General features: G+C 66.1%; 20 protein-coding genes. 12 read left to right on the plus strand and 8 right to left on the minus strand.

The genetic code is table 11. The annotated features are described in order from the left end of the window. Window positions 1-21: 21 nt before the first annotated feature. The 3 genes from SPDO_RS07190 to SPDO_RS07200 are packed head-to-tail and all read left to right on the plus strand — an operon-like array spanning window position 22 to window position 4,113. The gene (locus SPDO_RS07190; RefSeq protein ID WP_088366778.1) at window positions 22-600 is read left to right on the plus strand and encodes a polysaccharide biosynthesis/export family protein; all 579 of its coding nucleotides are present in this window, start codon (window positions 22-24) and stop codon (window positions 598-600) included. Window positions 601-640: 40 nt separating this feature from the next. Then, complete coding sequence (locus SPDO_RS07195; protein WP_088366779.1) at window positions 641-1,939, plus strand: outer membrane beta-barrel protein; 1,299 nt, start codon at window positions 641-643, stop codon at window positions 1,937-1,939. A gap of 44 nt (window positions 1,940-1,983) precedes the next feature. Then, window positions 1,984-4,113: a GumC family protein gene (locus tag SPDO_RS07200; RefSeq protein WP_088366780.1), complete on the plus strand. Its 2,130-nt coding sequence runs from the start codon at window positions 1,984-1,986 to the stop codon at window positions 4,111-4,113. On the opposite strand, the gene SPDO_RS07205 is transcribed toward SPDO_RS07200, so the two are convergent. Next, window positions 4,101-5,006, minus strand: coding sequence for a glucosamine inositolphosphorylceramide transferase family protein (locus tag SPDO_RS07205; protein ID WP_088366781.1), 906 nt, complete (start codon window positions 5,004-5,006; stop codon window positions 4,101-4,103). The two genes, SPDO_RS07200 and SPDO_RS07205, sit on opposite strands and share 13 nt — an antisense overlap. 310 nt (window positions 5,007-5,316) lie before the next feature. Between SPDO_RS07205 and SPDO_RS07210 the strand changes: the two genes are divergently transcribed. From SPDO_RS07210 to SPDO_RS07230, 5 genes are read left to right on the plus strand one after another with little or no spacing between them, the layout of a single operon-like run. After that, a complete protein-coding gene (locus SPDO_RS07210; RefSeq protein ID WP_088366782.1) occupies window positions 5,317-5,709 on the plus strand; it encodes a glycosyltransferase family protein in 393 nt (130 codons plus the stop codon). Further along, on the plus strand, window positions 5,706-6,215 hold the full coding sequence (locus tag SPDO_RS07215; protein WP_088366783.1) for a glycosyltransferase: 510 nt from the start codon (window positions 5,706-5,708) through the stop codon (window positions 6,213-6,215). Before SPDO_RS07210 ends, SPDO_RS07215 begins: the two co-directional genes overlap by 4 nt. Beyond that, window positions 6,208-7,572: an O-antigen ligase family protein gene (locus tag SPDO_RS07220; RefSeq protein WP_088366784.1), complete on the plus strand. Its 1,365-nt coding sequence runs from the start codon at window positions 6,208-6,210 to the stop codon at window positions 7,570-7,572. Before SPDO_RS07215 ends, SPDO_RS07220 begins: the two co-directional genes overlap by 8 nt. A gap of 14 nt (window positions 7,573-7,586) precedes the next feature. Then, window positions 7,587-8,678, plus strand: a complete 1,092-nt coding sequence (locus tag SPDO_RS07225) for a glycosyltransferase family 4 protein (protein WP_088366785.1) — start codon at window positions 7,587-7,589, stop codon at window positions 8,676-8,678. Further along, entirely contained in the window at window positions 8,675-9,766 is a 1,092-nt protein-coding gene (locus SPDO_RS07230; RefSeq protein WP_143559607.1) for a glycosyltransferase family 4 protein, read from the plus strand. The genes SPDO_RS07225 and SPDO_RS07230 overlap by 4 nt, the downstream gene beginning before the upstream one ends. Window positions 9,767-9,774: 8 nt before the next feature. Here the strand turns inward: SPDO_RS07230 and SPDO_RS07235 are convergent, their stop codons facing one another. The 3 genes from SPDO_RS07235 to SPDO_RS07245 all read right to left on the minus strand — a co-directional run bounded on the left by SPDO_RS07235 (window position 9,775) and on the right by SPDO_RS07245 (window position 13,895). Beyond that, complete coding sequence (locus SPDO_RS07235) at window positions 9,775-11,163, minus strand: sugar transferase (protein ID WP_088366787.1); 1,389 nt, start codon at window positions 11,161-11,163, stop codon at window positions 9,775-9,777. Between the two features lie 576 nt (window positions 11,164-11,739). Then, window positions 11,740-12,780: a class I SAM-dependent methyltransferase gene (locus tag SPDO_RS07240; protein ID WP_088366788.1), complete on the minus strand. Its 1,041-nt coding sequence runs from the start codon at window positions 12,778-12,780 to the stop codon at window positions 11,740-11,742. Between the two features lie 71 nt (window positions 12,781-12,851). Further along, window positions 12,852-13,895, minus strand: coding sequence for a hypothetical protein (locus tag SPDO_RS07245; protein WP_088366789.1), 1,044 nt, complete (start codon window positions 13,893-13,895; stop codon window positions 12,852-12,854). A gap of 172 nt (window positions 13,896-14,067) precedes the next feature. Between SPDO_RS07245 and SPDO_RS16815 the strand changes: the two genes are divergently transcribed. Both SPDO_RS16815 and SPDO_RS07250 read left to right on the plus strand, forming a co-directional pair. Next, complete coding sequence (locus tag SPDO_RS16815; protein ID WP_158212159.1) at window positions 14,068-15,366, plus strand: MATE family efflux transporter; 1,299 nt, start codon at window positions 14,068-14,070, stop codon at window positions 15,364-15,366. Between the two features lie 59 nt (window positions 15,367-15,425). Next, window positions 15,426-16,421, plus strand: coding sequence for a class I SAM-dependent methyltransferase (locus tag SPDO_RS07250; RefSeq protein WP_158212160.1), 996 nt, complete (start codon window positions 15,426-15,428; stop codon window positions 16,419-16,421). A gap of 10 nt (window positions 16,422-16,431) precedes the next feature. Here SPDO_RS07250 and SPDO_RS07255 read toward each other — a convergent pair whose 3' ends face one another. The 4 genes from SPDO_RS07255 to secB all read right to left on the minus strand — a co-directional run bounded on the left by SPDO_RS07255 (window position 16,432) and on the right by secB (window position 20,440). Beyond that, window positions 16,432-17,118, minus strand: a complete 687-nt coding sequence (locus SPDO_RS07255) for a metallophosphoesterase family protein (RefSeq protein ID WP_158212161.1) — start codon at window positions 17,116-17,118, stop codon at window positions 16,432-16,434. A 146-nt stretch (window positions 17,119-17,264) separates the two neighbouring features. Further along, window positions 17,265-18,272, minus strand: a complete 1,008-nt coding sequence (trpS, locus tag SPDO_RS07260; protein ID WP_088366792.1) for a tryptophan--tRNA ligase — start codon at window positions 18,270-18,272, stop codon at window positions 17,265-17,267. Window positions 18,273-18,284: 12 nt separating this feature from the next. Next, window positions 18,285-19,844, minus strand: coding sequence for a murein biosynthesis integral membrane protein MurJ (murJ, locus tag SPDO_RS07265; protein WP_088366793.1), 1,560 nt, complete (start codon window positions 19,842-19,844; stop codon window positions 18,285-18,287). 83 nt (window positions 19,845-19,927) lie between these two features. Beyond that, entirely contained in the window at window positions 19,928-20,440 is a 513-nt protein-coding gene (gene secB, locus SPDO_RS07270) for a protein-export chaperone SecB (RefSeq protein ID WP_088366794.1), read from the minus strand. Window positions 20,441-20,591: 151 nt separating this feature from the next. On the opposite strand from secB, the gene SPDO_RS07275 reads away from it, so the two are divergent. Both SPDO_RS07275 and mltA read left to right on the plus strand, forming a co-directional pair. Further along, window positions 20,592-21,236, plus strand: coding sequence for a Tim44/TimA family putative adaptor protein (locus tag SPDO_RS07275; RefSeq protein WP_143559608.1), 645 nt, complete (start codon window positions 20,592-20,594; stop codon window positions 21,234-21,236). Window positions 21,237-21,300: 64 nt separating this feature from the next. Continuing rightward, complete coding sequence (gene mltA / locus SPDO_RS07280) at window positions 21,301-22,569, plus strand: murein transglycosylase A (RefSeq protein WP_425441934.1); 1,269 nt, start codon at window positions 21,301-21,303, stop codon at window positions 22,567-22,569. Window positions 22,570-22,577 lie beyond the last annotated feature (8 nt).

Here is a 22,577-nt window from a genome sequence, read left to right on the forward strand (position 1 = left end):
TCACCATTACCACGAGGCTCCATGCTGCTGCGCCCGGCGTTCCTTCTGCTACTTACCTTGCTGTTCTCGGCCTGTGCCGAAAAGGGGCAGGGGCCTGTTATTTCGTCGGGTGAACGCTATGCGTCTGCGGCATCGGCTGTCAGCGACTATCGTCTGGGTGTCGGTGACCGGGTGCGCGTTACCGTGTTCAACGAGCCGAGCCTGACGGGCGAGTTCTGGGTAAATCCCGACGGCATGATCTCTCTGCCGCTGATCGGCAGCGTGCCCGCGCGTGATCGCCCGGTGTCAGAGATCGCACGCGATGCGCAGGCGCGCTTCGCCGACGGTTATCTGCGCGATCCGCGCGTCGCGGCGGAAGTGATGGTTTTCCGCCCGTTCTACATTCTTGGCGAGGTGGATGCGCCGGGCCAGTATCCGTATGTGAACGGACTGACCGCGATGAACGCGGTGGCATTGGCCAAGGGCTTTACCCCGCGCGCCAATCGCGACGTCATCCGCATTCGCCGCCAGGGTGAAACGGACGAGGTGAATTATCGCCTGACGCCTGAGCTGATCGTCTATCCGGGGGATACGGTGCGGATCGGCGAGCGCTTCTTCTGAGGTCCGGCGGGGGGTGACGCGGCGGGGAACATTCTTGACGATGGGCACGCGCCCGGCGCTGGCGCTGATCGCCGTCATGGCGGCGGGTGCGCCGGTCGTCGCACATGCGCAGGACGGGCTCGTCGTGCAGCCCGCGGTGCCGCAGGGCTTCAACCGCGATCGCAACGTCAGCGTCGCTTCTCGTCCGCGGCCTGATTACACGCCCACCGGCGTCCGTGTCGGTGGCCTGATGTTTTTTCCGCGGCTGGAAACGAACGCCGGGGCAACCAGCAACGCCTATCTGACCCAACGCAACGAAACGGCCGCACCCTATATCTCGATCGAGCCATCGTTGCGGGTGGCGTCGATCTGGTCGCGTCACTCGCTTCAGGTCAATGCGTCCGGATTGGCACGCAACTACATCGGGGAAAGCCGGCGCAACGAGCGGCAGTGGAATCTTGGCACCGTCGGCGAGGTGGAGCTCGGCCGTGCCATTACCGTGACGGGCGAGGCGAGCGCCTCGCAAAGTTTCGAGAATCAGTTCTCGGGCGAGGTCGATTCCAACGTTGCGGCGCTATCGCGCTTTCGCCGGGACTTTGTGTCCATTCGGCCGGAATATACCAGCGGGCGCGTGCGCGCCTTCCTGCTCGCTGATTACGCCGACTTCCGCTTCGCGCCGGTGCGGCTGAGCGACGGCACGTTGCGGAGCCAGGAAAACCGCAACCGCCACGTCAGCCGTTTGACCGGGCAATTCGAATATGCCCGCACGCCCAGCATCTCGCTCTTCGGCCAACTTGGCTACGTCGGTACGACGTTTGACGGCAACGTTGTTGGGGTCGATGCACTGAGTTCGGATGCGGCGCGCGCGGTGGTCGGGCTGAACGTCGACCTCGCCGGGCGCGCACGCGGCACGATTGGCGTGGGTTACAGCAACCGCGATTATCGCGCGGCGAGCTTTGACTCGGTCGGTGGCGTGATCGCGGAAGTGCAGGTCGACCTGTTCCCGACCGAGCGTTTCACCATCAGCACGGGTGCACGCCGCACGATCGAGGATGCGACATTCGGCAACGTGACGCCCCGGCCGTTCTGGGATAATCGCCTCACGCTGGGCGGCGACTATGAACTCTTGAACAATCTGATCCTGTCGGCGGACGGTCAATACGCGTTGCAGAACTTCATCAACGAAGACCGTACGAACTCTACCTATCGGCTCGCCTCGCGCGCCCGTTACCTGATTTCCCGTCGCATGACGCTGGAGGGCTCGCTGAGCTACGCCAAGCGGGACTCGCGTGGGGCGCAGGCCGGCACTAACAATGCCGGCGAGGGACGGATCGAGGCAGGTCTCACCTATCACATGTAACAACCTTTGGGCCCCTGGGGGCTCACGACCGAGGCCAGACGAGCATGGAAGTCAGACACGAAGCCGACGAGTATGAGGCGCGCCTGGCCGACGTCATCAGCGTGGTGCGCGACACCGTCCGCCGCCGTTGGAAGATCATGGCGGCGGTAACGGCCGCCATCTTCATCCTCGGCGTCGCCGCCGTGTCGTTCATGACGCCCAAATATACTTCGACGGCCAAGGTGCGGCTCGACCCCTCTCGCAATCCGCTCGCGAACAACGCGCAGGCGACCCGCGCGGAACTGACCCCGGAAGCGATCGAGACGGAAGTCACCGCAATCCGCTCGCTCGATCTCGCCCGCTCGATCGTGCGCGCTTACGGCCTCTCGACCGACCCGGAGTTCGTCGAGGAGGTGAACAACAACGCCAATCTGGGCAGCACCGAGGCGCGCGAGAATGCGCTGGCGGCGGCGGTCCTCTCGCACCTGAACGTCGATCGCGAGAAGCTGACCTACGTGCTGAACGTGCGCTTCACCTCGACCGATTCGCTGAAGGCCGCCAAGCTCGCGAATGCCTTCGCCGACGGCTACATCGAGAGCCGCACCACCAACAAGGTCGGCACCGCCGAGCGGCAGAGCGAATGGTTCCAGCAGCGGCTGGACGAGCTTGGCAAGCAGGCGAGCGAGGCGGAAGCACGCGCAGCGGATTATCGCGCCCGCGCCGGCATCGTTGAAAGCAGCGTCGCCAACAGCACGGTTGGCACGATCAACGACCAGCAGGTCGCACCGCTCGCCAGCAGCCTTGCAACGGCGGAGTCCGACGCAGCGGCCGCGCGGGCACGGCTCGCGGCGGCGCGCTCGCAGGTGTCGCGCGGCGGCCTTGATGCCGTCTCCGAAGTGCTCGGATCGCCGGTGATCGCCGACCTGCGTCGCCAGCGTGCCGAAGTGGTGCGCAGTCGCGGTGAGGTCGAGGCGCGCTATGGCGATCGGCACCCGGAAAGCATTCGCGTGCGCGATCAGTTGATGGCGCTCGATTCGCAGATCGACGCCGAGGCGCGCCGCGTCGTCGGTTCGTTGCAGGCCGCTGCATCCGCGGCCGAGGCCCGCGCCGACAGCCTGCGTCAGTCGCTGAACTCGCTGGAGCGCGAGCGCGAGACGAGCGCCCGCGATTCGGTCACCGCGGCCAGCCTCGAGCGTGAGGCGGCGGCGAAGCGCGCGCTCTACGACAAGATGTCGCAGATGTCGCTGGAGAGCGCGCAGGCGGCGCGCCTTTCGATCGCGCAGGCCGAGGTGGTCGACCGGGCCGAGCCGCAGCCGCGGCCGACCTCGCCCAACAAGCCTCTGCTCTATGCGCTGTCGCTGCTGGTGGCGCTTGCGGCTGGTGCGGGGACGATTGCAGTTATGGAAATGACCAGCGGCGGGTTCCGCTCAGTCGAGGATGTGCAGGACCAGCTCGGCATTCCGGTGCTCGCGGTGGTGCCCAAGGTCGGCAAGGGGCAGAACCCGGCCGACCTGATGCTGGAGCGGCCGACCTCGATGTTCGCCGAATCCTACCGCATCGCGCGCGCCGCCGTGCTTGGGGTGAAGGGAACGCGTTCGCCCAAGGTGATCGCCATTACCTCGTCGCTGCCGGCTGAGGGCAAGACCACCTCGGCCGTCGCCTTCGCCCGCACGCTGGCGACCGCCGGCGCCAAGACATTGCTGATCGAATGCGACATCCGTCGTGCCGCCGTGCGCCAGATCGTGCGCACGCCGGTGCCGGCAGTCGGTCTGGTGGAGGTGCTGCATGGCGAGGCGGGCGTCGACGAGGCGATCCATCCCGGCGATGTGCCGAATCTCGATCAGTTGCTGGTGCTGAGCCCGTATTTTTCGGCGGAGAACCTGTTCGGCGAGGGCCGCATGGAGCAGCTGCTGGGTGGCCTGCGCGAGCGGTACGAGCATATCGTGCTCGATCTGCCGCCGCTGATGGGTCTCGCCGACGGCCGCTTCCTTGCGGTACTGGCAGACGCCACGACGCTGGTCATCAAGTGGAACAGCACGCCGGTTTCGGCGGCGATCTCGTCGCTCAACTGGCTGCGCAGCGACGGCAGCAACCCGGTGGGCGCGCTGTACACGCAGGTCGATCCGTCGGCGCAGGCGGTCGGCGGTCTGTATTATTACTCGAAGCAATATTCGGATTATTATCAGGCGAACTGATCGCCCGGTGTACGCCTGCGCCGGAGCCAACGCTCCGGCCAGGCGGCCAGCGCGGCGGCGGAAAAGCGCATCTGCTTGGTGTCGATCAGCGTCACCCCACCGGCAGCCGACAGCGTGTGGCAGCCATCAGTGAACGGCGCCGCCGAAGCCGGTGCGTCGAATGTACTCACGACGGTGGCGGTCGCACGCGCTGGGGTCAGCCGATCGAAGCGGAGCAGGCGCAGGCCGCTGCCATAGCTGCCGTGGCAGCGCTGGATCGGAAGATGTACGGCGCCGTCCATGACGAACGGCGTGCCGCCCGGCCGCGCCCCTCCGGCATCCACCAGGATCGGATTGGCGGGATGCGGATGCCATGGGCCGTCCAGTCGCTCGGCCCATGCCGCACAAAGGCTCGTCAGGCGCGCGCCCGGCGGATCGGCGGGGGCATAGAACAGCCACCACGTGCCCTCATGCCGGATCAGCGACGCGTCGAGCGGCACGTGGTCGAGGACGATCTGGTGCGCACGCTTCCATCCGAGCGGAAAGCTGTTGGCGCGATAAAGCCACAATGAACCGGATTCATGTGCCTCGGGCAACAGCCAGGTCTCGCCGTCGGCTTCGAAGACGAACGGGTAGGAAAGGTGCCATGGCTCTTGCAACGCCACCTGCCGTTCCATGATCGCGAGATCGGTGTCGAGCACAAGCACGTCGATATGGCCGATCCCGCGGCGATAGCTGAAGCTCTCGAGGAACAGGTATAGCCGTTCGTCGCGCCAGAGCCCGAAGGGATCGGCGTAATAATGCAGCGGATCGCAGTTGGGCAGCCAGTGGACCGCAGCGCGATCGAGCGTGCCGGCGCGCGCCAGATGCCGGACGTCGTCGGCAATGATCCCGCAGCGCCAGAAGTCCTTCATAAACTGCATCGCTCGGCCCCCGCGCTTTCTCACTGCATAGTGTCTTGTCGGCAGTCTCGAAAGCGCCGCTGCCAATTGCCTGTTTCAGCGACTATTCCATCGGCTATCGATCCGCCTGCGCTTGCGATAGCGGGGATGCTCGCGTACCCAGCGATTGTCTGGTCTGCCGCTGAACAATCGGCGGAAGTGGCTATCATGTGGGTGCATCGGGCGCCGGTCGGGGGCATAAGTACGGTCGGTGCCAAGTAAGCGATCATCCCAGTTTACGGTTCTCGCGATTGCTTCGGGCGGCGGTCATTGGGAGGAGTTGATGCTCTTGCGGCCGGCACTGCCGGGCGATCACGTCATCTTCGCCACCACCAATCACGAACTCGCCATGCGCGACGGGGTGGTGGGCGTCCACCTGCTGCCCGATGCCAATCGTGACGAGCCGCGCCGCGCGTTGGCGGCGCTGCTCGCGTCTGTTCGCCTGGTGTGGCGCCTGCGCCCGCATGTGGTGGTGACGACGGGCGCGTTGCCGGGCCTGTTCTGCCTTATTGTCGGGCGGCTCCTGGGTGCGCGCACTGTCTGGATCGACAGCATCGCCGCGTCCGATCGTCCGTCGCTCAGCGGCGCGCTGGCCCGTCCGTTCGCGACGCGCTGGTACACGCAATGGCAGCACCTTCAATCGCCGGGTCGCGCCTATGAGGGTGCGCTTCTGTGATCCTGGTGACGGTCGGGACCCAATTGCCGTTTGACCGCTTCGTCCGCATCATGGATCGGCTCGCGCCGTCGTTGGACGAGGACGTTTTCGCGCAAACGGGACGCGGCTCGTATCGGCCGGTGCACATGCGCGCGCAGCAGGTCGTCGGGCCGATCGAGTTCGAACGACTGATCGAACAATGCTCGCGCATCGTCTCGCACGCCGGCATCGGCACGATCGTGATGGCGCAAAAGCATCGCAAGCCTTTGATCCTGTTTCCGCGCCTGGGCGCGCTCGACGAACATCGCAACGATCACCAGCTCGCAACCGTGCGCGCGCTGCGCGGCCGCCCCGGCATTCACTGCGCAAACGACGAGGCGGAACTGGCCGCACTCGTCGGCGCGCCGCTGCCCGCGCCCGAGCCGATCAGCGACCTGCCCGAGCGAGACCGCTTGCGCCGCGCCGTCGCCGGCTTCATCGGGGAACAGCACCGTTTGTTCGACGCAAAGGGCTCACGTCTTGTCTGACGCCGTTCGACCGCCGGAACCCGCCGCCCCGACGCTGGCGCGGCGCCGCCGCAAGCCGCTCAACGCGCGCACCGCGGAGGCGGCAGGCTGGACCGACTGGATCGCCAATGCCGGCTTTGTCGCGCTGCTGGTGCTCACCATTCTTGGCCCGTCGATGACGAGCGAAAATACTGGCCTGCAAAGCCAGATTCGCATGGGCGGCTATCTGCTGATCTCCTTTGCGGCGCTTGTTGCCCTGGAGCCGTGGCGGCGACCCGAGCGGCTGCTGGTGGTGCCGTGGCCGCTGCTGCTTGCGCTTGGCTGGTGCTGGATCAGCCTTGGGTGGGCGATCGAGCCGTCGATTGGCCTTCGGCGGCTGGTGCTGACGTCGCTGGTTCTCTGGTCGACCTTTGCACTGGTGCGAAAGCTCGATCTTGAGCGCTCGATCCTGCTGGTGCGGGGCGTTCTGGTGCTGACGCTGGCGGCGAACTTCGTGGTCGCGCTGACGAACCCTGCGATAGGTGTACATCCGATCAACGCGAACGGCTTCGAAAGCGATCTGACAGGCGACTGGCGCGGCATCATGATTCAGAAGAATTATGCCGGCCTTACCTGCGCCATGACGATCCTGCTGTTCGCCTTTTATGCCGAGCGGATCCAGATCGGGTTGCGGTTGGGCGTGATCGTGGCGAGCGCCATCTTTCTTTACCTGTCAGACTCCGAAACGTCGCAGATCATGGTCGTCGTGAGCCTCGCGATCGGTGCGCTATTTGCCTGGCTTGCGCAGAGCAAGGGCCGAGAGCGGCTGGCGCCAAGCGGGCTGGCATGGGTGCTGCTGGCGATCCCGGCGCTTCTGTTCGTCAGCATGGCGGTCGACAATACGCCTTATCTCGACATGCTGACCGATCCCGCTGGCTTTACCGGCCGGACGCAGATCTGGACCGCGCTGATCCGCTTCTACGCGGATTATCCGCTGTTCGGCGCCGGCTATGGATCGTTCTGGGATCTCGGACCGACCGGGCCGATCTTCCAATATGCCAAGGGCTGGGTGACGGAGATCAGCCAGGGGCATAACGGCTATCTCGACCTCCTGGTGCAGATCGGTCTGCCGGGCACCTTGCTCGTGCTGTTTGCGACCTTGGTCTGGCCGACCCAGCGCTTGCTGCGTGGCGGCGATCACCCGGTCCGGCCATTGGCCGCTGCCGCGTTCGTCTTCTGCCTCGGCCATAACCTGACTGAATCCATGTTGTTCGACCGCGATGCGCTCAGCCAGGTATTTCTCCTGATCGCGCTCGCGTGGCTCTGGATGGCGAGCGCCAGCGACGTCGCGGGTGGGCGCGGCCCCCGGGTCAGCCTGCCGCTGAGCCAACGCCGCTGAGCCCGGGCGGGCACGTGGAGAAGGCTGCCCAGCGGCGCATGGTGGTGCTTGGCGGCTCGCGTGCGCATTGGGGCGGCCTGGAATCCTTTTGCACGCGCGCGACCGAGGCGGTGAATGCCACGCAGACGCGCTGGACCGCAACATGGGAAACCACCGACACCGCCTATCTCAAGCCGCGGCAACTGCCCCGTGCCGCGCGACGCCTGTCGGTCTTGCCGCGGCTCGCGCGCGAAAAGGTCGATTTGGTCTGGCTGCAATGGAGCGCCATGGCCGACCTCGCTTATGTCTGGCAGGCGCGCGCACTCGGGTTGCCGGTGATGGTGACGCCGCATCTGGGCGCCAATGCCCGGTTGCAGCGCGTGCCGGCGCTGTGGCGTGCCTGTGCCGCGCTCCTGACCGGTGCGGATCGGCTTGCCCTGCTGTTCGACGGTCAAGAGGCGGAGATCGCCCTGCCGCGGCATGTTCCCCAATCGCTGCTGCGCACGTTCCTTCCGCCGGCAAGCCTCGCGGCACCGCTGCCGGAGCGGCACGGGACGACGCTGCGCCTGGTGCATGCCGGGCGGCTGTCGGAGGGCAAGGGCACCTTTCGCACCGTGGCGCTCTGTGCCGCGCTGCGGGACAGGGGCATTGACGTCTCGGCTCGGATCATCGGTCGTGCCGATCCGCAGACTGCTGCGGCATTGCGGATCGCGATCGACGCCGCTGCCCTCCGCCAATCGATCGAGTTGATCGAGTGGGTGGACGAACACGATCTCATCCGTTTTCTCGGCGAAGCAGACGTGCTGGCGCATCTCTCGACGCTCGATAGCTTCCCGTTAATCGTGCTGGAGGCCATGGCGATGGGAGCGATGGCCGTGGTGGGCGAAATGGCCGGCGCGCGCTCGATGGTCGGTTGGCACGGCGGCTATGTTGCGCAAGACAGCAGCGCGGAAGACGCCGCCGCGTGGATCGCCGCTCAGTCGGTTGACGCTTTGCGAGCGCAGGGCAGGGCGGCGGCGCTTTCGGTACGCGCTGCTTATGGTTGGCGAAGCTGTGCCGAGCAGGTGATCGCCGCGGCCGATGCCACCATGGCAACCCGCCACCGGCGACAGGAGCGCACGCGTTGAGCGCCAGCCCGCACCGTATCCTGATGGTTGCGCCTCACTTCGAGGAATATGCCCTTCGGCTGTCCGCCGCGCTCGCCGACCGTGCCGAGGTGCTGCTGGTGATCGACACGAGTGTGCTGGCGACGGAGTTCGCCGACCGCGACATGCCGAGCCACCCACGATTGCAGCTTAGCCACAACAGCTTTGCCATCCCGGCCGAGTTGGTCCGCCTTCTGGCCGACCTTCGCCGATTTCGTCCCGATGTGCTCCACTGGCAGGAGCCGTCCGGCTTCATCAAGGCCGGGTTTGCGGCGGCAAGCGTCATCGCGGCGCGCCGGGCCACCCGCACGGCGGTGACCATCCATGATCCGGTGCCGCATGCCGGCCGCGACGCAGGTGTCGCCGCGCGCTTGGCTGCCCTGCGCCGCTTCACCCGGCGGCGCGTCGACCGGCTGTTCCTGCACGGTCCCGCCTGTGTGGCGCAATATCAACGGGCCTATCTGCGCAGCGAAACGCCCGACCCGCGTGTCCGGCTGACCGAGCATGGCATCCTGTTGCCACCGCCGACGCGCAATCCCACGCCGCCGGACTTCCGGGCACTGATGTTCGGCCGAATGGAGGCGTATAAGGGGCTGGATACGCTGGCGGCCGCGCTCGAGATCCTAGCGGGAGAGGGGCGGCCGCTCGCAATCGACATCGCCGGCAACGGCCCGGAGCTCGATCGCCTCGAACCGCGCCTCAGCCAACTGCCGGGCACCATCGTTACCAACATGTTCGTGCCCGCCCGATCGCTCATCAACCGCATCGGCGCGGCAAGTTGCGTCCTGCTGCCGTACAAGGAGGCCAGCCAAAGCGGCGTGCTGGCAGCGGCCTTCTCCAATGGTAGGTTCGTGATCGCGACACAAGTCGGCGGATTGGTCGATCTCGTCGAGCAGGGCACCAATGGGTTGCTGGTGCCGCCCGACGATCCGGCGGCGCTGGCGGCCGCACTGGCCCACGCAGCGGACGATCCGTCATTGTGCCGGCAACTATGCGATGGCGCCGCTCATACGGCCGCGCAGCGTCTCGACTGGGGGCGCATCGCCGAGCAGCTTTTGCTCGATTACTGAACAGCCGTTCAGAAGGCGTTGCGGTGCACCACCACGCGCAAGGTGGCGAACAGGATGGCGACGTCGCGCATCAGGCTCCAGCCGTTCACATATTCCAGATCGGCGTCCAGCCGGTTCACCAGATCCTCGCGGCGGTGCGTCGCGCCACGGAAGCCGCGCACCTGTGCCAGGCCGGTGAGGCCTGGCTTGCAGGCATGCCGATGGTGGTAGCGCTGATCGACTTCCCAGAACAATTTGTCCCCGGCGAGCGAGCCGATCGCATGCGGGCGAGGGCCGACGAAGCTCATGTCGCCTTTCAAAATGTTGAGCAGCTGCGGCAGTTCGTCGATGCTGGTCGCGCGGATGAACTTGCCGACGCGTGTGATGCGTGCGTCGTCGCGCCGGGTGGAGACATTGCCGTCGCTGTCGCAATCTGTCGAGCGCATGCTGCGAAACTTGTACATGGCGAACAGGTGATTGCCCTTGCCCACGCGTTTCTGAACGAAGAACACCGGGCCACGGCTGTCGAGCTTGATGATCAGCGCGACCACGAGCAGGAGCGGTGCCAGGAAGATCAGCGTCGGCACCGCGATGAGCAGATCAAGCAAGCGCTTCAGCAAGCGATCCCGCAGCTTCAACCCCCCTGCCGAGACAAGTACGGAGGCAATCCCGGCGAAATGCTTGTTCCCGATCACGCCGATCGTATCAAGTTCGGGGATCAGCAATTGCGCCTCGACGCTGGTGCCTTTCAATACGGTGGCCCAGTTGGCACGTCGGGTCGGCGGGCAGGCGACATAAACCTCGTCGATGCCCTTTAGCTGGCGCGCAAGCCGGTCGAGCGCGAGCGGGTGGATCGTCGTCTCGGTCGAATCCACGGGTTCGCTCGACACGATCTTCAATCCGCTGGGCAGCGGGATGTTCACGCCATCGATGATCAGCATCCGGCTGAGCGCCGCGCCCCGGAATACCCGATCGCTGACCATCCCGATAACGCCGCGGATAAGCAGCAGGAACACGGCCGAGAAAATAAAGCTCAGGGCGGTGCTCAGCCGGGAGATTGGTGACACCTCCTTCAGCAGAAAGGCCACGAAGATCGTCACCAGAAATGCCGTCAGCAGCTGCGCAAAGGCGATGCCTGCGGACGCGCGCCACCGCTCAAGCGTGGTGGCGGTGTAAGCGCGTGATCCCATCAGAAGATAGATCGGCATGACGGCCGCGAGCAGGCCGAAACTTTCTGGCGGCAGGCCCCGCAGGTCGCCGATCGAGCGGCCGATCGCGAAGCCGGTGCCAAGCGCCACAATGTCACCCATCAAGAGCGCCACGTAGAAGCGCATCCGCATGGCACGCCGACCCTGGCTGGGGGCCGTGTCACTCTCGATCGGCGTCAGCCAATCGCGTGATGAAAACATCTCGGACATGGAAAAGCATGCCCCCCCTGTTGCTAAATCCCCCAAATTAGCATGTTTTAAGCGTTGGCTTTTTCTGCCGTGCCCCCCCCCGGGCTAGCGCCTGTCCTTGCTGAACACTTGCATTACGGCGCGTCGACGGTTGGTCAAGCGCGAAACGCGTAAATTGAGGATCGTCCGAAAGCGTGGTGGCGCGCGGTTTTGAGCAGCAATGGAACAATCTTTCAGCGCAAGCGTCTTGACTTCATAACTAGGGTGCAAACCCAGATAGTTGGAGGAGAGGCTGCGGCTTAACAGTCGTGGGCCTGTTAGGCCGCCTATTCTGGCGATCGCACCGGTAGTTTGATGGGCGAGGATGGTGGCGTCGCAAGCTGCTTCGAAGGAATCGCCCTGAGTCGGGTCGGATACGAGGCGGATCGATCTAAGTGGCTGATAGGAAGAAGCAGGTTCGGTTCGCGCTGTCACACTCGCGCGACGATCGTCTATTTTCCCCAGCCCGCATTACCTCGGAACGTGCGTTGGAAACCGCTAACCTGGGAATATGGCTCGGCTTGGCGGCGCTGCTCTGGCTTCTGATCGTTCTTGCGTTTATTTGATCGGTCGTTGGCGATCTTGATCGAGGAGCGCCCGGCGAGCGTTTAGGTCACGTGCCAGGGATCGCATGACGCGTTTGAACGCAGGCTGCTCGCCATAATAAGATAGCAGATCATCGATCCCGATCGGCGCCATGCGCTTGCGGCCAAAGATGAAATTACCCACCGAGGCGTCGAGCGATCGTCGATCGCCACAAAGATAATCCAGCAGCCTGATCCAGACGAACGGGAAGGCGGCGATTTGCCCCAATTTGGTGCTCCGCAGCAACGCCTGAAGTAGATAGCGGATCGCAAGCACCGTCATCGTTCCCGGACCGGTTGATTGCCCGGCTGCCAGCACATCGAAGTCGCGGAACAGCCAGCGCAGCCCACTCGGCGACCAGCGATTGAAATCGTACGCCTGTTCGCACACCGGCCACATAAAGGCGGTGTCGGTGAACATCAGCCCATCGGGCTTCAGCACGCGGCTCGCCTCGGCGACCACCTGCCGGGGATCGACCACCAGTTCGAGCATGCCTTGCAGCCAGACGGCATCGGCCACGCCGTCCTGCAGCGGGATCGCGTGGGCGTCCGCCACAAAGGTGACGTTGGGCGAGGCGTAGATGTCGAACGAGATCACGTCGACGTCCGGGCTCTCGTATAGCGGCTCCGACCCGACGCCGATCTCGCCAGCGCCCACGACCACGATCACCGGGCGGCGTGGGGCAGTGGGCTGTTGTACGCCCTCCACCATCATCTGCGCGAGCATGGACGCATAGCGGTTAGACCCGTCGATCACGCGGCTGAGCAGCACTCGCCAGCGACCACGCCCGACCACGCTGCTGGCGCCGCTCGCCAGCGTCGTCTCGCGGTCGAGGACGCTGTGATCGAAGTCGATCAACACGTCCTTGCCGCCAAGGCGCGGGTAAGGCGCCTGATGATGAACGCAGTCGGGCGTTTCGCAGCGCAGTTGCTCGCCGGCGCTCTTGCGCAGCGGGCCGCGGCAAACCGGGCAGGCGAGCAGATCCGCGATTGCGGACGTGTCTTCTACCAGCATCGTTCAGCTCCGTTCAGAGGTCAGCACTGGGCGCAGCACTTGGGGTCGGCATTTGAGGTCGGCACTTGGGGTCAGCCAGGCAAGGGTTCTGGCGCGATGCGGATCAGCCCCGTTTCCAGCGCCTCGATCACCGCTCGTCCAGCGACGGCGCGGACCTGATCCTGCTCGGCGGGCGTGAGGTCGTCGATGATGTCGGGGGAGACGTGATCGATCGCCTTGGGTGGGAACAGCGTCTGCCACGATGTGCCGAAATGTCGTTGGGCGAACACCTCGTTGCTCTCGCGGAAGATGCCGCGCATCTCGTCAGCCATCGCCTCGGTAAAGCCGTTGAAGCGCGTCGGCGGAAGGTCGGTCGCATGTTTCCTGACGAGCGCGGCAAGACGCTGCCGAAGCAGCGAATCCATAGCTCCGGTCGGACCGGCAACCGCTGCGCGCACCTGTTCGGCGGCCAGCAGCGCCAGGGCGCTGGCGGTCGGGTTGGCTTCCACGCGTTCCTCTTGGGCGACCGACGCAAGGTCGCTGAGCGATGGCAAGGCGGTGAGCGCGGCAACGATGCCGATTTCGCGCACCCGCTTGTCGAAGGCGATGGTCTCGAAGCGGAACCCGGCGCGGCGATAGCGCTGCTCCAGGAAATCCCAATTGCCGCCGCGCGGGCCATGCTTGCCGACGTTCACGTATTTGTTGAATCGCGGCAACGGGGTCAGCATCTCGCGCGCCTGGGCGAAGCACGAGTTCCGCCATTCCACCTGATCGCGCACCACCAGCACCACCGTCGCATCCGCGCTGTGGTGGCCGAGCGCCCGATTTAGCCGGGTCATGTTGGGCATGAACTTGAGCGTCGTCATCAGCTCGGCCGACAGGATCACGGCGGCGTCCGGATGTGCACGAAGCTCGCGGTCGAACACGCGCAGCAAGTGCGCGGATCGCTGCTCGTCCTCGATCGCGCCGCCGAGCGCGCTCACCATCGCGGCATGGTTGCCGAGCCGCGTGGCGCCGGCTTCCGGATAAAGGAAGCCAGCATCCAGCAAGGCCGACCGATTGCGCACGGCCCATTCCTGGAACGCCGACGTGCCTGTCTTGGGCGCGCCCACGTGAACGATGAAACGCCGCGCCATTCGTCCTTGTCCCTGCCTCAACTAATGGCGGTGCCCCTGCCGCCGGGCCGACTTGCGTCAAATGGGCGGTATCTGCAACACCGTGTCGGTTACGCTTTGTTGCTAAAGCGCTTGCCCCCGGCGGCCGCTTTCGTCACGAACCGCAGCTTGCCGGGTCGCATGGGGAGCATCGGTGGCGCGCGACGCATTGAACGGATCCGGCCATTGGTATCGCCTACGTGTCCGTCGTTACCTGATCGCCGGGCTGGGGCCGGTGGTGCTCGCCGGCACGCATTTCCTGCTGTCCTTTGCGATGCTGCGGCTCGAAACACCGGCGGCATTCGGCACGTTCACCTTTTTGTTCGTCGCCGCCCAGTTCACCGTTGCGCTTGCCATGGCGTTGTTTGGGGCGCCGTTGCAGACGATCTCCGCACCGTCGGCGCAGGACCGGGCACAGGCGGGTGCAGCGATCCTCTCCGCCACCGGTGTGGCGGCCGCCTTCGCCACCTTGTGCTTTGGCCTCCTGGCCAGTGCGATGACGCTGCCGGTACCCGCGGCGCTTTGCTATGGTGGCTATACAGGGTTGATGATCCTGCGCTGGGTCGGCCGGGCATGGGCCTATGCGCATGACCGTCCGGCTGCCCCCGCCATTTCCGACCTGAGCTATGGCGCGCTGACGCTGCTCGCCTTTGGCGGCGGCGCCTATGGCTTGCGGCTTCAGCCCGAGACAGCCTGTTACGGTGCCCTGGCGATCGGCGCGGCGGGCAGCCTCGTCGCGTTCGGCGCGCCTTACCTCTCCTGCCTCATCGTTCCGCCGACGCGGCGTGCCTGGCGATCGTACCGCGAGACATGGCGCAGCCAGTCGCGCTGGGCGCTGCTTGGCGTGGTGGGATCGGAGGCTGCGGCGAACACGCACGTCTATCTGGTGACGCTTACCGCCGGCGCGGCGGCGATGGCGCCGCTCGCCGCCGCCGCGCTGCTGCTGCGCCCGTTGAACGTCGTGCAGAACGCCCTTGGGGAATATGAGCGACCGCAGATGGCGCAATTGGTCGCTGCTAGTGCGCATGACGAGCTGCGGCGAACGATGCGGCTGTTCTTTGGCGTGCTGATGCTCGCCTGGCTGGGGGCGGTCGTGCTGGCGGTGGGAATTTTGCGGTTCGCCCCACATCTGGTCTTTCCGGTGGATTACGATCTCGGGATCGTGAGCGCGGCGGCCGTGTCATGGATGTCGGTCACCCTGCTGATACTGATGCAGGTGCCCGCCAACATCATGGTGCAGGCGGCGGGCGGCTATCGCCAGCTTGCGCGCGCCGTGATCTGGTCGTCGCTGGTGAACGTCGGTGCGGTGGCGGTGACGCTCGCCTTGTTCGCGCCGGTCTGGACGATCGCGGCGATGGCGCTGGGCTGGCTGGTGGATCTGGCGCTGGTGCAACGCGCCGCGCGGCAGCAGTGGCGCAACATGCCGGCGGGCGCGGGCGCTGCGGTTCCTTGACAGCGCGGGTGCACACGGCTGTACGCAAGGCCCTACCCATCAAGGAGGCCGGCCCCGACATGACTCAGCCGACCACGGCACCCGGCTTTGCCCCACGTACCGCCTGCCCGGTATGCGCCGGCACCGATCTCACGCGCATCTACGCCGCACGCTATGACGAGGATCCGGTCCGCGCGCTGGTGCAATCGAACTTCGGTCGGCAGGGGGTGATCGACTGGACGCTGCTCGCTGGCGTGCCGTTCGAGGTCGACAAATGCCGCACTTGCGACCTGCTATTCCAGGTGCAGACACCCGATGATGCCATGCTCGGCGTCATCTACACCCAGATGATCTCGGCCGAATTCCTCGACGAATACGAGCACGGCCTGCTGACGCTGCACGAGTTTCACCGCATTGCCGGCGAGTTCACCGTATTGTTCGAGCGGATCGGCAAGCATCCGGCCGACATCACCATGCTCGATTTCGGCGTCGGGCAGGGCCGCTGGGCGCGCGTCGCCCGTGCGATGGGCGCCACCGTCTATGTGACCGAGATCGGCGACGACAAGAAGCGGCTGGCGCGAACGCTGGGGCTGGAGGTGATCGAGGACGCGGACGTCGACACCATGACCTTTGACCTCGTCCATACCGAACAGGTGCTCGAACACCTCGTCCACCCCGGCCGCGACTTCGCGCGGCTGGCACGGGCAACGGCGCCGGGCGGCTTGTTCAAGGCGGCGATCCCCTATCGCGGCAAGTTGGAGGAGCTGCTCCAGACCAAGGGGTTACCGACCGAGGCGATGTTCGCGACGGGCGGCGCAAAGGCGATCCCCGGCGAGACGGAAGCGTTCGCCTCGATTCAGCCGCTGGAGCATTTGAACGCCTTTTCGGACAAGACGATCGCGTGGCTCGCCGCGCACAACGGGCTGAAGACAGTGAGCGAAGTGCGCCGCCGCAGCATCTCGGTGGAGACGGGCGGCGCTGGCGGGCTGATCCGCGGCGCCAAGAAAGTCGGGGTCGAGCTGGTAAAGGCCGCGATGAAGCCCAAGATCGGCTATTACCTGCTGGAGCGCGTGTAGGGCACTCCCGTCAGCGATCGGTCGCGATCACCTCGACGCTCGTTCCGTCCAGGCAGACCGCGCTCAGCACGCCGGTGGCGTAAGCCCCGGTGTCGACGCCGATCCGGTTCGCCAGCACTTCCACCTTGGGCGTGATGGTATGCCCATGAACGATCACCGCACAGTGGTCGCGCGGATCGTCCATGAACTCTTCGCGGATCCACAGCAGGTCGCGGCGCTGCTGCTTGCGCAGCGCGACACCGGGGCGGATGCCGGCATGGCAGAAGAAATAATCGCCTGACACCGCGGTGAGCGGCCAGCGGCGAATCCATTCGATCCACTCGGGCGACACGGCGGCGCGCACCGCCTCGATATAGCTGCCGGCGTCACCGCCGTCGAACGGCGGCAGGCCAAAGCTCGCGGCGGCCTCCGCGCCGCCGTTGCGCAGCCAGTTGGCGAAGCTCATCGGATCGCGATCGCAGGTTCTCAGCAGCATCTCCTCGTGGTTGCCGAGCAGGGTGGTGATGCCGGGCACCTCGTGCCGCTTCGCATCCAGCCACGCCAGCGCACCGCGCGAAGCCGGCCCGCGATCGACGATGTCGCCAAGAAACACGATCTGCGTCGCTGCCGCCGGTCGGCTCGCCTGATGCGCCATGATCCGAGCCCACAAGGCGTCGAGCAGGTCGACGCAGCCGTGCACGTCGCCGATCGCATACACACGCTCGCCCCGCGCGGTGGACGGTGCGCGCCGTGAACGACCGAATCTGCGAAGGGCGTCTAGGATGGCGAAAACTCACGCGGCCGGGCGCGCAGTGTTACACACGGCATGGTAATCGGCAATCGCGCGTGGCCCCACACGTGCAATCAGGCGAGCAGCCCCATCGCGCGTTGCGCATCCGCCAGCACCGGCGCGGCAAGATCGCGCGCCTTTTCCGCGCCGCGCGCGAGGATCGCGTCGATCGCGGCCCGATCGTTCAGCAGCCGCACCATCTCGTCGCGGATCGGCCCGAGCTTCGCGACCGCCAAGTCGGCCAGCACCGGCTTGAACTGGCCAAAGCCCTGACCGGCGAACTCCGCCACCACATCCTGCGGCGTGCGATCCGCCAGAGCGGCGAAGATGGTGACGAGGTTGCGTGCCTCCGGCCGCTCGGCCAGCGCCTCCCAGCTGTCGGGCAGCGCCTCGGGATCGGTCTTCGCCTTGCGGAACTTGTCGGCGATCTCGCTGTCCGAATCGACCAGCTTCACCACCGATTGCACCGACGGGTTGGACTTGGACATCTTGGCTGAGGCATCGCGCAGGCTCATGATGCGGGGCGCGGCGGCGCTGATCAGCGGCTCGGGCAGGGTGAACAGCTCGGTCTGGTAATCTTGGTTGAACTTGGTTGCGATGTCGCGCGCCAGCTCCAGATGCTGCTTCTGGTCCTCGCCGACCGGCACGTGCGTGGCGTTGTAAAGCAGCACGTCAGCCGCCATCAGCACCGGGTAATCGTACAGGCCGACGCTCGCGCCTTCTCGGTTCTTGCCCGCCTTGTCCTTGAACTGCGTCATGCGGTTGAGCCAGCCGACGCGGGCGACGTTATTGAGCAGCCACGCCAGCTCGCTATGCGCCGGCACGCGCGTCTGGTTGAACAGGATCGATCGTTCGGGGTCGATCCCGGCGGCGACCAACGTCGCGGTCATCTCGATCGTGTTGGCGGTCAGCTCGGCCGGGGCGATCCACTCGGTCAGGCCATGAAGGTCAGCGATGAAATACATCGTCTCGCCCCCGGCGGCCTGGATCTCGTCCTGCATCGCCACCCACTGCTTCACCGCGCCGAGATAATTGCCGAGGTGAAGATTGCCGGTGGGCTTGATGCCGGAAACGACGCGCATTGTGGGGAAATCCTATCGACGAACCAATCGCTTCACATCGGCCAGCCGAAAGGCGCCGAACAGGAAGGTCGCGGCGAAATAGACCAGCGCACCCGCGCTGACCAGCACCAGCATCGCGCCCCAGCGGTGCAGGCTCGGCCCGGTGGTATAGGGACGGAACAGGTCGTTGGCGAACCACATGACGACGCCCATCAGCACCGCGGCGAGCGCCAGCCGCCACGCGCGGCGCCTGAGCTGCGCATCCGCCACGAAATGCCCGCGCGCCACCAGCGCGCGCCACAGCAGCGCGACGTTCACGGTGGAGGCAAGCGCCGTGGCCAGTGGCGGACCCATATGGCCGAGCGGGTAGATGAAAAGGAGATTGAGGACGAGGTTCACCGCCATGGAGACGGTGGCGTAGCGCACCGGCGTTTTCGTATCCTGCCGCGCGTAGAAGCCCGGCGTCAGCACCTTTACCAGGATGTATGACGGCAGCCCGATCGAGAAGGCGGCAAGCGACTGCGCCGTCGCGACGGTGTCGGCCGGGGTGAAGGCGCCGTGCTGGAACAGCGCCGCCACGATCGGCGCGCCGCACACGACCAGCGCGGCGGTGGCGGGCAGTGTCAGGAACAGCGCCAGCTCCATGCCGCGATTCTGCGTTTCCATTGCCGCCGCATCCTCGCCGCGGCCAAGCTGGCGCGAGATCGTCGGCAGCAGCACGGTGCCAAGCCCGATGCCGATCAGTCCCAGCGGCAATTGGTTCAGCCGGTCGGCGAAATAGATGTAGCTGACCGACCCTGCGGAGAGCAGGCTGGCGGCGAGCGCAGTGGACACGACCAGGTTGATCTGCACCGCACCGGCGCCCGCCGCCGCCGGCCAGATCAGCGCCAGCAGTCGCTTCACCTCCGGTGTGAGCGTCGGCCGCTTCATCTCCAGCGCCACACCCGCCTGGCGGCAGGCCCAGATCAGCCACAGCAATTGCAGCGCGCCCGAGACGGTGACGGCGATCGCCTGGTTGCGCGCGGTGAGCAGATTGTCCTGGTGGTGAAACAGCAGCAGCGCGGCGATCAGCGTCAGGTTGAGGAGGATCGGCGCGGCGGCGGCTACCCAGAAGCGTTGCAGCGAATTGAGGATCCCGCCGAGCAGCGACACGAGGCTGATCAGCATGAGATAGGGAAAGGTGATCCGCGACAGCTCGACGGCAAAGGCGAATTCGTCGCGGCTCGCGGCATTGAACCCGCCAGACAGCAGCCACGTCACCGGCCACGCCGCCAGCTCCATTACGATCGTGAAGCCGATCAGCACCGGCAACAGCATCGACAAGGTATCGCTGGCGAAGCCGATGCCGTCGGGCAGCCCGCGCCCGTCCTTTTCCGCCACCTTGCGGTTGAACATCGGGATGAACGCGGCGGAAAACGCCCCTTCCGCAAACAGCGCGCGAAACATGTTGGGCAGGCGAAACGCGATCAGGAAAGCGTCGGAGGCGAAACCCGCGCCGACGAAGCGGGCGAACAGCGAATCGCGAACAAGGCCGAGGATGCGGCTGGCGAGCGTCAGCCCGCCGACCGAACCGAGCGCGCGGGTGAGGTTCATTGGGTCACTCCGGAAGCGCGGCGGCGGGTCTGGTCAATGATGGTCCGGCTCCCCGGCGCGTGGCCGAGAAGCCGGCAGGAGCCTCAGGCCTGGCCGAAGTTGCCCGACGCCAATTGTGCGTCGCGCTGCTCCAACTGCTGCATGTACAGCGCGTTGAAGTCGATCGGCTCGAGCAGTAGCGGCGGGAAGCCGCCATCGCGGATCGTGTCGGCCACCACGCGACGCGCAAACGGGAACAGGAGGCGCGGCGCTTCGCCCAGCAGGAACGGCTGCAGCGCGTCGAGCGGCACGTTGCGCACGCCGAACAGGCCGGCATAGGCCAGCTCGACCAGGAAGGTGACACGGCCCTGCGTCTCGGCGCGCACCTCGATCTTCAGCGTCACTTCGTGCGCGTCATCGGCCACCTGATTGGCGGCAATGTCGAACTGGACGTTGATTTCAGGGCCCTGCTGGTTCTGGAATACGCCCGGCGCGTTCGGATTCTCGAACGACAAATCCTTCACATATTGCGAGATCAGGCCCACCGCGGGGGCGGTATCCGCGCCATTTGCCTGCGGTTCGTTGCCGGTGGCGGCGCCAAAATCCTGCTCGTCCATGCTCAATCGTCCTTCGGGAAAGAGGGCGCGGCCGGGCCGCGCGCGTCAGCCGCGCCGCCTAGCAGGGGGGCAGGGCCGTTTCAACGGGCGCAGCCATTTGAAACCCGGCGCGTTGGCGACTATGTTGTGAGCTTAGCGTATCGGAGGCCGGGTGTTCTACATAGTCCTTCTCGCGATGGTTGCCGCATTCCTTGCGCTCCGGCTCTATTCGGTGCTGGGCAAGCGTACGGGGCATGAGCAGCCGTTGCCCAAGCCAGCGGAGGAGCGGGTCGTTGCCGCGCCGATGCCGCGTGCTGTGGAGAAAACCAACGAGCCGCGCGAGCCGGCGGTGAAGCCGTTCGAGGGCGGTGCCGAGCCGGGTGTCCGCGCGATCGTCGCGGCCGAGCCGGGCTTCGACGTCGCGCGCTTCATGGAAGGTGCGCAGGCGGCCTACCGCATGATCCTGGAATCCTATTGGAAGGGCGAAGAGGCGGCGTTGCGCGATCTCGTGTCTGACGATGTGGCGCGAGCCTTCGGCGATGCCATTGCGCAGCGTTCCGAGGCTGGTGAAGTTCTCGACAATCGACTGGTATCGATCGAGCGTGCGCTCATCACTGGCGCGTCGCTGCAGGGCAAGGATGCGCGCATCACGGTGCGCTTCGACGCGCTGATCGCCGCCGTCACGCGCGATGCCGAGGGCCAGGTGATCGCCGGCTCGACCAGCGATGCGGTCGAAACGCACGACGTCTGGACCTTTGCGCGCACCCTGCGCAGCAGCGACCCGAATTGGAAGCTGGCCGACACCGACGAAGCCTGAGCATCAAGGTATGCGCCTCCGGCTCCGGCTCGGCGTACAAGGCTGTAGCACAAGAATTGGGGGCGTGATGTTGGGTCGTGGGGGAATGGCGCTGGCGTCGGCGCTGGCGCTTTCCGCATGTGTTGGGGGTGTCGTGCCGCCCAGCACCTCCGGGTCAGGTCCGGCTGGCGGGGCGAGCCGGCCGACCACCCGTTCCGCCGGGCCGGTGCGCCAACCAACACGCGCCACGCCGCTGCCCCCGGTGCCGAGCACGCCCGTCGCCGAAGCGGTTACCGCCGCCACCGCCGGTATTGTCGCCGGGCCGCCGATCGCCACCCTGCCGATCACCGATGACGGCGCCCAGCGCGCGCTCGCTGCCTTTCGCATCAGCTGTCCCTCGCTGGTGCGGCGCACCGATCCGACCGGCCTCACGCGCGGCGCCGATTGGAAGCCCGCCTGCGATGCCGCGGCACGCGGCAGCGATGCGCGCACCTTCTTCACCCGCTGGTTCGAAACGGTGCAGGTCGGCGACGGCAAGGCATTCGCAACTGGCTATTTCATTCCGGAAATCGCTGGGTCGCGCACGCACCGCGCTGGTTATGCGCCGATCTATGCCCGCCCGAACGATCTGGTGGACGTTGATCTCGGCCAGTTCTCCACCGATCTGAAGGGCAAGAAGATCCGCGGCCGTGTCGAGGGCGCGAACTTCGTACCCTATTACGACCGCACCATGATCGAGGAAGGCGCGCTGTCCGGCAAGGCGCGGATCCTCGGCTATGCCGTTGATCCGGTGGAATTGTTCTTTCTCCAAGTGCAGGGCTCCGGCCTCGTTCGCATGGCGGATGGAGAGGTGCTGCGCATCGGCTACGACAGCCAGAACGGCCGCGACTATACCGGCATCGGCAAGCTGATGCTCGATCGCGGGCTGATCGGCCGCGGCGAAGCGAGCATGCAGGGCATCGTCGCCTGGCTTCACGCCCATCCCGACGAAGGCCGCGCGATCATGCGCGAAAACAAGAGCTACGTCTTCTTCCGCGTGCTCGACGGGCCACCGCTCGGCGCGATGGGGCTGCCGGTGTCCGATCAGGCGACAGTGGCGGCCGACGTCCGCTTCGTGCCGCTCGGCGCACCGGTGTTCCTGTCGATGGATCGCACCGACGCGACCGGCCTGTGGGTTGCGCAGGATACCGGCGGCGCGATCAAGGGCACCAATCGCTTCGACACGTTCTGGGGCGCCGGCGACGAGGCGCGCGCGATCGCGGGCGGCATGAGCGCGCGCGGCACCGCTTTCCTGCTGCTGCCGACCGGCACGCTGGCGCGCCTCGGTTCACGGCCCGGTGTCGCGCGGCCTTGATCCGCAGG

This window comes from Sphingomonas dokdonensis, from assembly GCF_002197685.1.
Classification (GTDB): Bacteria; Pseudomonadota; Alphaproteobacteria; order Sphingomonadales; family Sphingomonadaceae; genus Sphingomonas; species Sphingomonas dokdonensis.

Bases quoted from the DNA above. Each gene is read 5' to 3' on its own strand.
- SPDO_RS07190 (WP_088366778.1), top strand. From the start codon at position 22: ATGCTGCTGCGCCCGGCGTTCCTTCTGCTACTTACCTTGCTGTTCTCG.
- SPDO_RS07195 (WP_088366779.1), top strand. From the start codon at position 641: ATGGGCACGCGCCCGGCGCTGGCGCTGATCGCCGTCATGGCGGCGGGT.
- SPDO_RS07200 (WP_088366780.1), top strand. From the start codon at position 1,984: ATGGAAGTCAGACACGAAGCCGACGAGTATGAGGCGCGCCTGGCCGAC.
- SPDO_RS07205 (WP_088366781.1), bottom strand. From the start codon at position 5,006: ATGAAGGACTTCTGGCGCTGCGGGATCATTGCCGACGACGTCCGGCAT.
- SPDO_RS07210 (WP_088366782.1), top strand. From the start codon at position 5,317: ATGCTCTTGCGGCCGGCACTGCCGGGCGATCACGTCATCTTCGCCACC.
- SPDO_RS07235 (WP_088366787.1), bottom strand. From the start codon at position 11,163: ATGTCCGAGATGTTTTCATCACGCGATTGGCTGACGCCGATCGAGAGT.
- SPDO_RS07240 (WP_088366788.1), bottom strand. From the start codon at position 12,780: ATGCTGGTAGAAGACACGTCCGCAATCGCGGATCTGCTCGCCTGCCCG.
- SPDO_RS07245 (WP_088366789.1), bottom strand. From the start codon at position 13,895: ATGGCGCGGCGTTTCATCGTTCACGTGGGCGCGCCCAAGACAGGCACG.
- SPDO_RS07250 (WP_158212160.1), top strand. From the start codon at position 15,426: ATGACTCAGCCGACCACGGCACCCGGCTTTGCCCCACGTACCGCCTGC.
- trpS (WP_088366792.1), bottom strand. From the start codon at position 18,272: ATGCGCGTCGTTTCCGGCATCAAGCCCACCGGCAATCTTCACCTCGGC.
- murJ (WP_088366793.1), bottom strand. From the start codon at position 19,844: ATGAACCTCACCCGCGCGCTCGGTTCGGTCGGCGGGCTGACGCTCGCC.
- secB (WP_088366794.1), bottom strand. From the start codon at position 20,440: ATGGACGAGCAGGATTTTGGCGCCGCCACCGGCAACGAACCGCAGGCA.